The sequence below is a fragment of the Phragmitibacter flavus genome (assembly GCF_005780165.1).
GTDB classification, from domain to species: domain Bacteria; phylum Verrucomicrobiota; class Verrucomicrobiia; order Verrucomicrobiales; family Verrucomicrobiaceae; genus Phragmitibacter; species Phragmitibacter flavus.
Window position 1 is genome coordinate 14,968 of sequence record NZ_VAUV01000020.1, and the last position, 14,230, is coordinate 29,197.

The 14,230-nt window shown below is 58.6% G+C and carries 12 protein-coding genes; 8 read left to right on the top strand and 4 right to left on the bottom strand.

All coding sequences use genetic code 11. The features are described 5' to 3' along the window. Positions 1 to 26 precede the first annotated feature (26 nt). From FEM03_RS21135 to FEM03_RS21145, 3 genes are read left to right on the top strand one after another with little or no spacing between them, the layout of a single operon-like run. Complete coding sequence (locus tag FEM03_RS21135; RefSeq protein ID WP_138088304.1) at positions 27 to 1,190, top strand: glycosyltransferase; 1,164 nt, start codon at positions 27 to 29, stop codon at positions 1,188 to 1,190. Continuing rightward, positions 1,187 to 2,434, top strand: a complete 1,248-nt coding sequence (locus FEM03_RS21140) for a glycosyltransferase (RefSeq protein WP_138088305.1) — start codon at positions 1,187 to 1,189, stop codon at positions 2,432 to 2,434. The genes FEM03_RS21135 and FEM03_RS21140 overlap by 4 nt, the downstream gene beginning before the upstream one ends. A gap of 19 nt (positions 2,435 to 2,453) precedes the next feature. Continuing rightward, positions 2,454 to 2,903 (top strand): rhodanese-like domain-containing protein, encoded by a 450-nt coding sequence (locus FEM03_RS21145; protein WP_166443048.1) that lies wholly within the window; start codon positions 2,454 to 2,456, stop codon positions 2,901 to 2,903. Between the two features lie 9 nt (positions 2,904 to 2,912). Here FEM03_RS21145 and FEM03_RS21150 read toward each other — a convergent pair whose 3' ends face one another. Continuing rightward, positions 2,913 to 4,946, bottom strand: a complete 2,034-nt coding sequence (locus FEM03_RS21150) for an FAD-dependent oxidoreductase (protein ID WP_138088307.1) — start codon at positions 4,944 to 4,946, stop codon at positions 2,913 to 2,915. A 159-nt stretch (positions 4,947 to 5,105) separates the two neighbouring features. Here FEM03_RS21150 and FEM03_RS21155 point away from each other — a divergent pair, with 159 nt between their 5' ends. Both FEM03_RS21155 and FEM03_RS21160 read left to right on the top strand, forming a co-directional pair. Further along, complete coding sequence (locus tag FEM03_RS21155) at positions 5,106 to 6,485, top strand: sulfatase (RefSeq protein ID WP_138088308.1); 1,380 nt, start codon at positions 5,106 to 5,108, stop codon at positions 6,483 to 6,485. 203 nt (positions 6,486 to 6,688) lie between these two features. Then, positions 6,689 to 7,444, top strand: a complete 756-nt coding sequence (locus FEM03_RS21160) for a hypothetical protein (protein ID WP_138088309.1) — start codon at positions 6,689 to 6,691, stop codon at positions 7,442 to 7,444. A gap of 100 nt (positions 7,445 to 7,544) precedes the next feature. Here the strand turns inward: FEM03_RS21160 and FEM03_RS21165 are convergent, their stop codons facing one another. The 3 genes from FEM03_RS21165 to rpe all read right to left on the bottom strand — a co-directional run bounded on the left by FEM03_RS21165 (position 7,545) and on the right by rpe (position 11,010). Beyond that, positions 7,545 to 8,705: a MalY/PatB family protein gene (locus FEM03_RS21165; protein ID WP_138088310.1), complete on the bottom strand. Its 1,161-nt coding sequence runs from the start codon at positions 8,703 to 8,705 to the stop codon at positions 7,545 to 7,547. A 76-nt stretch (positions 8,706 to 8,781) separates the two neighbouring features. Further along, the gene (locus FEM03_RS21170) at positions 8,782 to 10,254 is read right to left on the bottom strand and encodes an arylsulfatase (RefSeq protein WP_425501971.1); all 1,473 of its coding nucleotides are present in this window, start codon (positions 10,252 to 10,254) and stop codon (positions 8,782 to 8,784) included. 69 nt (positions 10,255 to 10,323) lie between these two features. Further along, on the bottom strand, positions 10,324 to 11,010 hold the full coding sequence (gene rpe / locus FEM03_RS21175; RefSeq protein ID WP_138088312.1) for a ribulose-phosphate 3-epimerase: 687 nt from the start codon (positions 11,008 to 11,010) through the stop codon (positions 10,324 to 10,326). Positions 11,011 to 11,132: 122 nt separating this feature from the next. On the opposite strand from rpe, the gene tadA reads away from it, so the two are divergent. The 3 genes from tadA (at position 11,133) to FEM03_RS21190 (ending at position 14,216) form a co-directional block, all read left to right on the top strand. After that, positions 11,133 to 11,666 (top strand): tRNA adenosine(34) deaminase TadA, encoded by a 534-nt coding sequence (gene tadA, locus FEM03_RS21180; RefSeq protein ID WP_240772868.1) that lies wholly within the window; start codon positions 11,133 to 11,135, stop codon positions 11,664 to 11,666. A gap of 125 nt (positions 11,667 to 11,791) precedes the next feature. Beyond that, a complete protein-coding gene (locus tag FEM03_RS21185; protein ID WP_138088313.1) occupies positions 11,792 to 13,108 on the top strand; it encodes a hypothetical protein in 1,317 nt (438 codons plus the stop codon). A gap of 94 nt (positions 13,109 to 13,202) precedes the next feature. Further along, positions 13,203 to 14,216, top strand: a complete 1,014-nt coding sequence (locus FEM03_RS21190) for an AAA family ATPase (protein WP_206171102.1) — start codon at positions 13,203 to 13,205, stop codon at positions 14,214 to 14,216. Positions 14,217 to 14,230 lie beyond the last annotated feature (14 nt).

Sequence of the window (14,230 nt, forward strand, 5' to 3'; positions counted from 1 at the left end):
GGTCGGGAGACACTTTTTTGTTGATCATGAGCAAGCCGATTGTCGCCAGTTATTGCACGACGTTTTTGAAGCCGGAGATGCTGCACATCTACCGGCAGATCACGGGTTTGCGGCGGTTTGAGACGTTTGTGATTTGCAAGGAGCGTCAGTCGCAGGAGCGGTATCCAATGCCAGAGGATGGGGTGGAATTGGCGCCGGGAGTGAGGAGCAATTTTGTGAGGAGGTTTTGGCTCAAGTATGTGAAGAGGGAGCCGGCAATTGTGTATCGGGGAGAGTATGGGGTGCTGGCGAAGTTGCTGGAGCGGCGCGAGGCGGATTTGATGCATGTGTATTTTGGTCACACGGGGGTTCATTTGTTGCCGTTCATCAAACGCTGGCCGAAGCCGGTGGTGGTTTCGTTTCATGGCATGGATGTGCAGCGGAGGGCGCATGATCCGTCTTATGAGGTGAGGTTGCGGGAGTTGTTGCAGGCGGCGACGCTGGTGCTGGCGAGATCGGATTCGTTGTTGGATCGGTTGCGCGAGTTGGGGTGTCCGGAATCGAAATTGCGGATGAATCGCACGGGGATTCCGTTGCAGCAGTTTCCGTTGAATGCGGATCGGACGGCGCCGGAGAATGGTGCGTGGCATTTGGTGCAGGCGTGCCGGTTGGTGGAGAAGAAGGGGTTGGATGACGCGATGGTGGCGTTTGCGGCGTTGGTGGAGAGAGATCCGAAAGCGCATTTTACCATTGCGGGGGAGGGGCCGTTGTTGTTGGAGCTGGAGGGGTTGAGGGATGAGCTGGGGTTGCAGGGGAAGGTGACGTTTGCGGGGTTTTTGAACGGGTTGCAGTTGAATGAGCTTTATCAGAAGTCGCATCTCTTCATTCATCCGAGTCGGATGACGGAGGATCAGAATCAGGAGGGGATTCCGAATTCGATGTTGGAGGCAATGGCGACGGGGTTGCCGGTATTGGCGACTTTGCATGGGGGGATTCCGGAGGCGGTGCGGAATGGGGTGACGGGGGTTTTGGTGTCGGAGCGGGATCGTGCGGGATTGACGGAGGCGCTGCTGAATTTGACGGGGAATCCGGGACGCTGGAAGGAAATGGTGATCGCTGCAGCGAAGGACATGCAGGAAAACTTTGAATCGGGCGCACAAATCGCCAAACTGGAGGCGAGTTACGACGAGGCCAGACGCATTTATTCATGAGCAACGACAACACGCCGACGCCGCAGCCGCCATTGGTGATCAGCCTGTGCGGCACTTTTTTGAAGCCGGAGATGCAGAGTATCTACCGGCAGGTGAATGGTTTTCAACGGGTGCGCACGCATGTTTACACGCAGTCGCTGGAGAATCCGGAGTTGTTTCCTTTTGAGCCGGTCACGGTCTTGAAGAAGCTGCCGAGGCCGAGGTTGAAGGGGAATTTTTTGCTGAGGTTTTGGTATAAACATGTGACGAAGCAATGGCCGCCGCCGCGTCCGGTGAACCGGGAGGTTAGCCCGTATTATCCGTATGATCTGGTGGAACGATTGAGGGCCGACAAGCCGGATCTGGTGCATGTGTATTATGGTCACAAGGCGGTGCATTTTCTCGAAATGCTGGTGGATTGGGAGGGGCCGTTTGTGGTGTCGTTTCATGGGGTGGACGTGGCCAAGTTCATTGACCGTCCGGGGTATATGGAAAAACTGCAGGAGGTTTTTGCCAAGGCGACGTTGTTGATGGGGCGCAGTCAGTCGTTGTTGGAGCGGCTGGAATTCTTGGGATGTCCGGCAGAGAAGTTGCGGCTTAATCACACGCCGATTCCGCTGGATCATTTGCCTTCAACGGTCAAGACGGCGCCGACGGATGGGGCGTGGCGGCTGGTGCAGGCGTGCCGGTTGATTCCGAAGAAGGGGATTTTGACGACGTTGCGGGCGCTGGCGGTGGTGAAGCCGCGGTATCCGCAGTTGAAGTATGTGCTGTGTGGGGAAGGGCCGCTGAAGGAGAAGATTTTACAAAAGGCGCGGGAGCTGGATCTGGAGGAGAATGTCGAATTTTTGGGCTGGCTGGATCAGGCGGCGTTGCTGGAGCAGTATCAGCTGGCGCATTTGTTTTTGCATGCCAGTGAGACGACGAAGGATTCGGATCAGGAAGGGATTCCGAATTCGATGTTGGAGGCGATGGCGGCGGGGTTGCCGGTGATTGCGACGAATCATGGCGGCATTCCGGAAGCGGTGACGCATGGTCATGATGGACTGCTGGCACCGGAGGCGAGTCCGAATCAGCTGGCGGCTCATTTATTGGCGGTGATGGGGGATGAGTCGAAGCTGTCGGAGTTGTCGCGTCATGCAGCGGCCAGCGTGCGGGCGAATTTTGGCAGTGAAGCGCAGATTGCGGCGCTGGAGGACGTTTATTTGGAGGCGTTGGAGAAAAAGCGGCTGGAAGTTGCCGGTTCTGCGGCGAAGGATGGTTGAACCCCTGATGCCGATTCCGATGTTACCTTCAAAATTGCGCTGCACGCTGTGGCAGGTGTTGCCGCTGCTGCTAATGATGGCGATGGATTTGCGCGGCAGCGAAGTCGAGGTGGTGCCGCCGGAGGTGAAACTGCCGGAGCAGGTGACGGTGCTTTCGGCAATTGAGTCGTATGGTTTTATCCGTCAGAATCCGGGGGTCAACATTGTGGATGTGCGCGAGCCTTGGGAGGTGAAGGAGCGTGGTTATGTCGAGGGAGCCAGTCAGTTGAGTTTTCTGCACCAGACCTTCAAGGACCATTTCAAGATGGCGGTGTTGCGTGAAAATCAGCCAATCTTGATTTATTGCGCGCTGGGAGAGCGGGCGAGAAGGGCGGCGGTGATCGTCGTGGAACTGGGTTACAAAGACGTGCAGATCATGGAAGGCGGTCTGCGTTCCTGGATGAAGGCGGGTTTGCCGGTGAAGAAGTGAGAAGGGAGGTCACTTCGACTCTGGAAGAAGCTGGATGGCGTCGATGCCCACAATGCCGTTGGCGTCCTTGTTGGTGATTTGAATGATGGCGGGCTGGTCTTTTTTGAATGAGTAACTGCCGAGAGTGGTGAAGTGGGGATCGTCTTTGGGTGGGGTCTTTTGATTGACTTGATGGGTGGCTTCGCCGTCGGCGTGGGTGATGATGATGGGCACGTTACTGGCGCGGTTGGGGGCGGGGGCGTAGGCGAGACGGACTTGATACTTGCCGTTCTCGGGAACGGCGATGGTGAAGGTGGCGGTTTTGTTGCCCTGGTCGTCGCCGCCGTCGTGATGGCTGGAGCCGTCGATGGGATTGCCGTAGCCGCTGCTGGTCCAGTGCCCGGTGTAGGTGGCGGCTTGATCGTCTTGGACGATGCCGGGGAGTTTGGTGGAGAGGGTGATATCAGGGAGGTTGAGGTCGATGACGGCTTTTTGGGCGAGGAGTTTTTGCTGGAGGGCGGCGACGTCGATGGATTGGACGGGTTGCTGATTTTTGAGGGCCTGGATGGAGGCGAGTCCGGCGGCGTGGCCGAGGGCCATGTAGACGGGTTCCATGCGCATGGAGCAGTAGGCGATGTGCGAGGCGGAGCAGGTGACGGTGACGAGCAGGTTTTCGCATTCTTCGATTTTTGGCGTGATGCTGCGGTAGGCGATGTGATAAGGGCGGGCGGGGGTGTCCTGAAAGGAGCCTTCGTCGGTGACATGGCCGTCTTCGGTGACGACGCGTTGGACGATGTGGCAGTCGATGAGGAAGGAACCCATGGCGATGGAGTCAGGCTTTTTGATGTCGGCCGTGAGGTCCTGCTGGCGCATGACGTAGCTGCCAATCATGCGGCGGCCTTCGCGGATGTAGAGGGCGTAGGGCCAGTTTTGGTTGTCGGTGAATTCGTCGTTGCAGAGGCCCCAGGTGTTGGCTTCGTCGCGGATGTTTTGTGGGACACGCGGGTCGTGGCTGAGGAACCAGAGCATGCCCTGGAGGTGGTCGATGTGTTCCTGGATGATTTTTTCACGGCTGGTCCAGTCGCCGTCGGGATAGTCAGTATTGAAGCCGGGGTGGTCGGTGGAGAACAGGCCCTGGGCGTTGAGGTCGTATTTGCCGTTGGCGATTTCGCCGAGGTGGAAAATGCGTCCGAAGGCGACTTTGGGGAACGCTTCAGTAAGTCGGAGCAGAAGTTCGTAGCGTTTGGGGTCGTAGTTTTGGGGCTTGGGGAAAGGACCGAGGAGGTCGGGGCGTTGGGTCACGACGATGCGGTAGTTGTAGGCCTGGGTGAGGCCGTCGGCGTCGCCGGGTTTTTTGGTGGGATCGGCTTTGAACACGCCGAAGAGGATGTTGCCGTTATCGTCGAGGGCGGAAATTTTCGCAGGGGTGCCGTGGATGTAACTGGGATTGCCGGCACGGGACATGATTTCGTCGGAGCGTTCACGGATGGGCATGATGGTGAATCCGGCGAGGGGTTCGTTGTATTGGTCGCGGGATTCGCGACCGACGAGGTAGCTGACGCCTGCCTGGGCCATGAGGTCGCCTTCGTAGGAGGCGTCGATGAATTGTTCGGCGGTGTGGGTGCTGCCGTCGGTGGTGGTGAGGGACTGGATGCGGCGGTCTTCGGTGGTGACGGATTGGAGTCGCTGAGTGGTGATGAGCGTGATGTTGGGGTGGTTTTTGAGAAGGGTTTGGAAGGTGGTCATGTTGTATTTGGGATCGGCATACCACATGAATTTGGGGTCGGCGTTTTTCGCGGCGAGGGTGAAGAACTCGAGGGGGAATCCACCAATGGTGGCGGCGTTGCCGATGTCGCTGCGGCAGAGTCCACCAGTGACGAGGCCGCCGATCCAAGCAGTCGGTTCGATGAGGAGGATGGAGGCGTTTTTATCTTCGCGCGCGGCGGTGACGGCGGCAGCGATGCCGGAGGGGGTGGCACCGTAGACGATGAGGTCGTGGGTGGTGGCGGCGGCGGGGAGTTGAGGGGAGAGGAGCAGAATGATGAAGAGGGCGAGGAGGCGCATGGCGATGGGAGAAGTCCGTTAGGATGAATGTTGGACAGAGATTGGTCGGAATACTATTGGCGAGGGTTTCAAGAAGCAATGGATGCGGCAGTGCCAATCTCGCGAAAGGTGGCGGGTTTCAGTCCGTTTTCGAGAGCATCATTTTTGCTGTAACTCACCATGCGCGTCAATATTCTGCTTGTCCTTCTCTGTGTCACGATTCCGGCTCTCACCCTTCGAGCTGCGGAACGTCCAAACATCCTGCTGTTCTTTGTGGATGACATGGGGTTCATGGATCTCGGTTGTTATGGCTCGGATCTTTACCGCACGCCGAACATTGACCGGTTGGCGGCGCAGGGAACCCGGTTTACGCGGGCGTATGCAGCGGCGCATGTGTGTTCGCCTACTCGTGGGGCTTTGCTGACGGGGAAATATCCGGCGCGGACGCGGGTGACGGATTTCATGAAGGGTCATGAACGACCTTTTGCGAAGTTATTGGTGCCGGACTGGACGATGGGATTGCCGGAGTCGGAGATGACGCTGGCCAAGGTGCTGGTGCCGCAGGGTTATGCAGCGGCGTGGTTGGGCAAGTGGCATGTGGGAGGGAGTGCGTTAAGTCATGGGTTTCAGGCGGGGGAACAAAAGTGGATTCATAATCGCAAGGATGAACCGGAGGATGTGAAGGGGGCGTTTACGTTGAATGCGGAGGCAATGGCATTCATTGAGAAAGAAAAGGGGAAGCCGTTTTTTGTGGCGATCTCTCATTATTCCGTGCATGGGCCGATCCGGTTTGAGCCGGGGTTGAGGGATGAGTATCAGAAGATCATTGATGAGAAAAAGCCGCTTCAGACGAATGCGGGTTATGCGGCCATGGTGGAGTCGCTGGATGAGAGTGTGGGGCAGATGCTGGATTGGTTGCAGAAGCAGCAACTGGCGGAGAGCACGCTGGTGATTTTTACTTCGGATAATGGGGGTGCGGAGAGTTACACGAACAATGCGCCGCTGCGTGCGGGGAAAGGGACGTTGTATGAGGGTGGGGTGCGTGTGCCGTTGATTGCCCGCTGGCCGGGAAAGGTGGCTGCGGGGAAGACGAGTGAGGTGGCGCTGAGCACGATTGATTTTTTGCCGACTTTTGCGGCTCTGGCAGGGGCTGCGGTGCCGCCGGATGTGGATGGGGTGGATGTGACGGCGGTTTTGAAGGGTGCTGGGTCGCTTGAGCGTGAGACGCTTTACTGGCATTATCCGCATTATCATGCGGAGAAGCCGTCAGGTTCGATTTTAAAAGGGGACTGGAAACTGATTGAGTGGTTTGAGACGGGGGAGGCGGAGTTGTATGATCTTGCGAAGGATGTTTCGGAGGCGCGGAATCTTGCGGCGGAGGAACCAGAGAGGACGGCGGCGATGCTGACGGAGTTGAGGGAGTGGCGGAAGCGAGTGGGGGCGCAGATGATGACGGTGAACCCGGCTTACGATGCGGCGCGGGAAGGTGAGGGGCCGCCGAAGAAGGTGAAGAGGAAGGAAGCGAAAGCTGCTAAGAAGGAGAAGGAAAAAAATGAGTGAGCCCTGGCTTTAGACGAACCGATGATGGGCGGATGAGATCATGGACTGGGAGTTTTCATGGATCGAATAAAGGCGGAGGAGCTTGGGAGTTTCGAAGTTCGCCGATTTGGCTTTCCATTTTTCGTTTCATGAACTAATCAATGGATAGCATGCCCTGTTGGCCACCCATTCATTTTCTTGTCAAATCAAGCGTTACGGTCGCAATGGCTGTAGGATTTGTGCCTTCGACAGTTTTGGCGGCGGTGACAGTTAGTCTTGCGGGACCGTCGTATAATCAGAATTTTGATTCGCTTGCGTCAACCGGCACGACGAATGCCTGGGTAGCAGGAACGACCCTGCCGGGCTGGCATTGGAGTTCATCGACCAATGCTACTCCTGCAACCTATACAGCTACACCAGGAACCGTTGCGCAAAATGTGGTATTGAGTGCGGGGATTCCAGGGGATCGTGCCTTCGGGGGACAGAATTCGTCTTCGGCGGGACACACGATTTACTTCGGGCTGGGTCTGACTAACGCGACGGGAATGACGCACGACGGGTTTACGCTCAGCTACAATGGGGAGCAATGGCGTGCGATTGCTGGCGCGGGAGTGGACAAGCTGACTTTTGAATATCAGGTTTTCGCGGCGGGTGCTGGCAGCATCACCGCGAGTGGAACGTGGACGAGTGTTTCTGCTTTGGATTTTTTCGCTCCGTTTCCGACGCCAGGAACCAGCACGCCGGTTGATGGAAATGATGATGGTCGTGTGGCACTTTCTGGTGGGGTGGTTTCCGGGCTTGGTTGGGACAGTGGAGAGGAACTATGGCTGCGTTGGACGGATACGACAACGGGAAGCGGTGGTTCGCTCGCCATGATGACGGTTGACGATGTGGCATTCGCGGTGCCTGAGCCGCAGCGCGCGGTGCTGTTGTTGCTTGGGGTGGCGTTCGCGGGACTCCATCGCCGAAGGGTTGGGTGAAATGATGGGTGATGGGTTGGGGTTTTGGGCGTGGAAGGGATAGTGTCGAGGACAGTTGCGGACAGGATGTCCGCTAGACGGCACCGGCTGGAAGCCCGTGTTACTTGCGGGCGGCGAGGGCGTTTTTCATTCGGTTGAGGGCTTCTTCGAGGGTGGAGCGGGGGCAGCCGAAGTTGAGACGGAGGAAGCCGGGGGCACCGAAGTCGGCACCTTCACTTAGTCCGACACCGGCGGCTTCGAAGAAGGGTTGGGGGCGTTCGATGGCCAACTCTCTCGGATCGAGCCAGGCGAGATAAGTCGCCTCAAGGGGGAGGGCCATTTTGATTTGGGGAATATGTTCGGCGAGATAGCTTTGTAAGTAGTCGCGGTTGGCGCGGAGGTAACTTAGTAAGTCTTGACGCCAGGGTTCGGCGTGATCGAATGCGGCCTGGGTGGCGTGATAACTGAGGGGGTTGAGTTCGGGGATGAGCTTGCCTCCGGCGGCTTTGAACTTGATGCGGAGTGAGGCGTCGGGGATGAGGGCGAAGGCAAGGGAGAGTCCGGGAAGGTTGTAGGTTTTGCTGGCGGCCATGAGCACAATGAGGTTTTTGCGGATCGGGCCTTCGAGTCGGGCGGCGGAGAAGTGGCGGATGGTGGGATCAAGGATCAGGTCGCAATGGATTTCATCGGACACGAGAAGGAGATGGTGACGCAGGCAGAAGTCGGCGATGCGGCGCACGTCTTGTTCGCTCCAGGCGCGGCCGACGGGGTTGTGCGGATTGCAGAAGAGGAAGACGCGGGTGTCGGGGGTGACGGAGGCTTCGAGGGCGTCGAAGTCGATGGCCCAGGAGCCGTTGGTGGCGTCGTTGCGTCCGAGGGGAACGCGGATCAGGCGCATTTCGGCGTCTTTGTGGACTTGGAAGAAAGGTGGATAGACGGGGGTTTGGATGATGACGCCTTCGCCGGGTTGACCAACGGCGCGGCAGGCCATGGATTTGGCGGGGACGAGTCCGGGAAGCCAGTGGATGGATTCAGATTCGGCGTCGATTTGGTGGTCGCGTTTGAGGTAGGCGAGAATCGATTCGTTGATTCCGGGATGGGGGGCGGAGTAGCCGAGGACGCCGTGATCGAGTCGGGCGCGGATGGCGTCGAGCACGACATCCGGGGCGGCGAAGTCCATGTCGGCGACCCAGAGGGGGAGGATGTCGCGATTTTCATAACGACCCCATTTGAGGGTGCCGGTGTTGCGGCGGTCGATGACGGTGTCGAAGTTGGTGGGCATGAGATTGGTTCGGAAACGCTGGCGGGAGAGGCGATGTGGTTGAGGGTTTGATTACGCCGGGTTGGGGAGGTTTGGTTTACTCGGGGAGTGAGGCGGGACCAAATTGTTTTTCGTAGAGGAGTTTGAAGGGGTTGGCGGGGGCGAGGGGGACGTTTTCGTTGACCATGAGGGGGAGGGTTTGTTGCCACCAGGTTTCGTATTGGGCGGCGAGGGCTTTGACGATGTCGGGATGTTGCGCGGCGACATCGATGGTTTGTGAAGGGTCGGATTTGACCTGGTAAAGCTGCCAGTTGGGTTGATTGATCTTGGTGGGTTGGATGAGCTGCCATTCGGGGGTGCGGATGGAGACGTTGGTGTATTTGCCGGTGTCGGGATTGGTGCCTTGTTCCCAGCGTCCGACGTGGGTGATGAGGGTTCGGTCGGGCCACTCAGACTGGGAATTTTTGAGGAGGGGGAGCAGGCTGCGGCCTTCGATCTGGGCGAGGGTTTTGGAGTCGGGTTTGGCGTGGGTGATGTCGATGAGGGTGGGGAGGAAATCGATGTGGGCGGTGAGGGCGGGGACATCGGCGGGGGTGAGGGTGCCGGGCCAGCGCCAGAAGGAGGCGGCGCGGGTGCCGCCGAGCCAGGGCGTGCCTTTTTGGCCGCGCATGTTGGCGTTGTGGATGCGGACGCCACCAGTGCCTCCGTTGTCGTTCATGAAGATGACAAGGGTGTCGCGTTCGAGGTCCCATTCGGCGAGTTTTTGCAGGAGGATGCCGATGTTGTCGTCAATGTTGGCGACCATGCCGAAGAATTTTTCGGTGGCTCCGGGTTGGGCGAAGGGGCCTTTGCCTTTTCCTTTACCCTCGGCGGGGTTGGGAGGGAGTTTGCCGGTGTAGCGGGCTTCGTCCTCGGGTCTGGCGTCGAGCGGGGTGTGCGGGGTGTTGGTGGCGATGTGGCAGTAGAAGGGGGTCTCGGTTTCACTGGCTTGTTTGATCCAAGTGAGGGCCTGGGTGAAGAAGACGTCGGTGCAGTAGCCGCTGGTTTTGACGAAGGTGTTGTTGTGGAGGATCAGCGGATCGAAGTAGGTGTTGCCGGGGGCGTCGCCGCAGCTGCCGGGATAGGATTGACCGATGCCGCCAGCGCCGTGGATGAAAGTTTCGTCAAAGCCGCGTTGGTCGGGTCGGTAAGGGGCTTCGTCGCCGAGGTGCCATTTGCCAAAAATGCCGGTGGTGTAGCCGGCGGTTTTAAGAATTTGGGGGAGGGTGGTGGCGTCGAGCGTGAGGCGTTCGCGTTCGTGGATGGTGTGGGTGACGCCGTTTTTGAATTCGTGGCGACCGGTGAGGAGGGCGGCCCGGGTGGGGGCGCAGGTGGGGGAGACGTGGAAGTCGGTGAAGCGGACGGATTCGCGGTGGAGCCGGTCGAGGTGGGGCGTTTTTAAGATGGGATTGCCGTGGGCGGAGATGTCGCCGTAACCCTGGTCATCGGTGATGATGAAGATGATGTTGGGGGGCTTGGGGGTTTGGGCGTGAAGGGAGAGGGAGGTTAAAAGTGTGAGGAGGAGGAACATGCGACGCATGAAGGGGTAACGTCGGGGGGAGACGGGTGTTTCAGGATTGAGACGTCGGACTTCCAGTTTTTACTTTGCGGCGGCGGCGAGTTCCTGCATGGCGGCTTTCATGTCGTGGTTGGTGTTGAGTTTGCCGTAGCTGGAGGTGCCGCAGACGAGGAGGTTGGCACCGTTGCGACGGGCAATGGGGATGGTGTGGGGGTAGATGCCGCCGTCGACTTGCAGGTGATATTTAAGGTGATGGGCGTCGCGGTGGTCACGGGCGGCGGCGAGCTTGGGCATGGTTTCGGTTTCCATGAAAGGCTGACCACCGAAGCCGGGGACGACGGTCATGATGAGCAGAAGGTCGATCTGGTCGAGGTAGGGAAGGGCGGCTTCGAAGGGGGTGGCGGGGTTGAGGACGAGTCCGGCGCTGATGCCGGCGGCTTTGATGCGGGCGAGGGTTTGGGCGACGCTGGAGACGTAGTCGGCCTCGACATGGATGCTGATGTTGTTGGCTCCGGCGGCGACGAAGCGGTCGAGGTAGTGATCGGGCCGGTGGATCATGAGGTGGACGTCGAGGAACATGTCGGTGTGGCGGCGCACGGCTTCGATCATGGCGGGGCCGAAGGAGATGTTGTCGACGAAGTTGCCGTCCATGACGTCGAGGTGCAGCCATTGGGCTCCGGCGTCTGCGGCGCGTTTGACTTCGGATTCCACATTGGCGAAGTCGGCGGCGAGGAGGGAGGGAAGGATGAGGGGCGTGTGGTGGTCCATGGGGGAAAGGTCAGGTGGCTCGGGTTCAGGGTCAAGGGAGAAGGAAAGAAAGGCTAAAGGATGAAGGCGAAGGGATAAAGGAAATGCGGTGGCGTTTGGGGAGGGGTTGGGTAGTTTAGGGGGTGATTGATGATTCTGAGTTTTTTCAGCCGCTGCTGGGCGATGAGTTTTTTATGCGCGAGGCGTTGAGGCAGGCTTCGCGTGCTTACAAGGCGGAAGAGGTGCCGATTGGGGCGGTGATTGTGCATGAGGGGTCGGTCATTGCGCGGGCTTGGAATCAGGTGGAGATGCTGAAGGATGCGACGGCGCATGCGGAGATGCTGGCGTTGACTCAGGCGCAGAGTTTTATGGAAGACTGGCGGCTGACGGAGTGTGATCTTTATGTGACGAAGGAGCCGTGTCCGATGTGCGCAGGGGCGATCATGCATTGCCGGGTGAGACGGGTGATTTTTGGGTGTCCGGATGTGAAGGGCGGCGCGGCGGGCGGGTTTTGGAATCTGTTGCAGGCAGCGAATTTGAATCATCGGAGTGAGGTAACGTCGGGAGTGTTGGAGGAGGAGTGTGTGGGGATGTTGAAGTCGTTTTTTAAAGAGGCGAGGGCGAAGAAGTCGAACGGAGTGATCCGGTTTGAAGGCGATGGGCTACCGGCGGGGTAGGATTGAAAGGCTAAGGGATAAAGGATAAGGGCTAAAAGCTGAGGTTTGTGAAGGGAGGGTGAATTCGTGGTGAAGAGATGAGTTGATCGTTGCCAAGGGGGAGTGATCCCGGTTAGATAGGGGGCATGTCGGCGGAAAAAAGATCCGAGCACTTCTGGCAGATGGCTTCAAGGCGTCTGGCTCGGCGCATCAATTTCGGCTGGTGGCTGGACCGCTGGACGGGATGGGTGTTGGGATCGGCGTTGGTGGGGGTGGTGGCGTTGTTGCTGGCACGGTGGTTGATGCTGGTGGAGGTGCGTTGGGTTTGGATGGGGATTGGGGCGCTGATGTTCGCAGGGGTGATGGTGGCGTGGGGGATGGAGAGGCGTCGTTTTGAGAGTGCGGTGATGGCGCGGGTGAGGCTGGAGGATGCGTTGGGGATGAGGTCGAGGTTGAGTGCGGCGGCGGCGGGGGTGGGGGAATGGCCGGAACCGAGGGAGGGGTTGGAGTTTCCGGTGAGGTGGCGCTGGCATCGGCCAGTGGGAGTGATTTTGTTCAGTGGATTGATGTTGTGGGTGGCGGTGCTGGTGCCGATTTCAGCGCGGGAGGTGGTCGAGAAGCGGGTGATCGAAAAGCCGACGGCGGTGAAGGAGGTGGAGCAGTGGATGGCGGAGATTCGCAAGGAGGAGGCGGTGCAGGAGGAGTCGGTGGAAGAGGTGGAGAAGAAGGTGGCGGATTTGTTGAAGCGTCCGGCGGAGAACTGGTATGAGCATGGGAGCCTTGAGGCGGCGGGGAATTTGAAGGAGCAAACGGGCGAGATGTTGCGCGAGTTGGCGCAGAATCTGGCAGATGCGGAGCAGGCGGCGAGTGCGTTGCAGTCGGCAGGGGCGGGATTGCCGCAGGCGGCGAAGGATGCTTTGGCGGAGAAGATGAAGGAGGCGGCGCAGGGGATGATGGCGGGCGGGATGAAGCCGAATGAGCAGTTACTTAAGCAGTTGCAGCAGATGGGGGCGGAGGGGTTGCAAAATTTGAGCGATCAGCAGTTGAAGGATTTGGCACAGCAGTTGCAGAAAAATTCGGAGGCCTTGCAGGAGGCATTAAAAAATGCGCCGCAGTTGGAGCTGGCGATGTGTCAGGGAAAAGGGCCCGGAGAGGGTGAAGAGGAAGGGCCGGGTCGGGGTGGAATTGATCGGGGGCCGGGTGAAGCGCCGCTGTCACTGGAGAGCGAGGAGACGAATTTGAATACGAAGGCGATGGAACGTTTGCAGGCCGAGCTGGATGTGAGCCGATTGGCTCCGGGAGATATGATGGGGACGACGGATGGGAAACATCACGTGGATGAGACGAAAACGGGAACGCAACAGGGTGGGGTGATCGAGAGTGCAGGGGACGGCGGGGCGGCGGTATGGCAGAACTCGTTGCTCCCGGATGAACGCGAAACTTTACGGAGGTATTTTAAGTGAATGTAGAAGGGCCGTCCCGGCCCTTGGTGGATGACTGAATGCAAGGCTCGGGACGAGCCTTCTACTTTTTTTAGAAGATGATATGACGAATAATATGATTTCACTTACAGAGGCAGAACTTACTCATGCGGCAGAAAGTGTGGGCAAGTTGCGGACCGCGTTGCAGTCGGTGTTGTTTGGTCAGGAGGTTTTGATTGAGCATGTGCTGATTGGGTTGCTGGCCAAGGGACATATTCTGTTGGAGGGGCTGCCGGGGTTGGGGAAGACGGAGTTGGTGAAGGGGCTTGCGAAAGCGCTGGGATTGGAGGCGAAGCGCTTGCAGTTTACGCCGGATCTTTTGCCGGGGGATATTACGGGGAATCCGATGCTGCAGGAGACGGCGGAGGGACGGAGGTTTGTGTTTCAACCGGGGCCGATTTTTGCGAATCTGGTGTTGGCAGATGAGATCAACCGGGCGTCGCCAAAGACGCAGTCGGCGTTGTTGGAGGCGATGCAGGAGCGGAGGGTGACGGTGATGGGAGAGGGGCATAGGTTGCCAAATCCGTTTTTTGTTTTGGCGACGCAGAATCCGATTGAGTTGGAGGGGACTTATCCGCTGCCGGAGGCGCAGTTGGACCGGTTTTTGTTTAAGCTGGAGGTGAAGGTGAATGATGCGGCGACGTTGGAGAAGATTGTATTGCATCGCGAGATCGGAGTGGAGCCGGAGGTGGCGGAGGTGATGGATGCGGGGGCGTTGAATTTGTTGCTGGATCAGGTCAGGCGGATTTTTATGCCGCAACCGGTGGCGAATTTCATTGCACGGTTGGTGCAGGCGACTCATCCGGGGGAGCCGCATGCGGCGGGGGTGAAGTATGGGGCGAGTCCGCGGGCGGCGCTGGCGATGGCGGCGGCGGCGAAGGCGCGCGCTTTGATGGGACAGCGGTTGAATGCGAGTTTTGAGGATGTGCGGGCGGTGGCGCATGCGGTGTTGCGGCACCGCTTGTTATTGGATTATGGCGCGAAGCTAGAAGGGTTGACCACGGATCTTTTGGTGACGCGATTGCTGGAGGCGGTGCCGGCGCAGGACAAGCCATTGCCGACGAGTTTGGCGGCGGCGAAGCTGGGATGAAGAAAGGCTAAAGG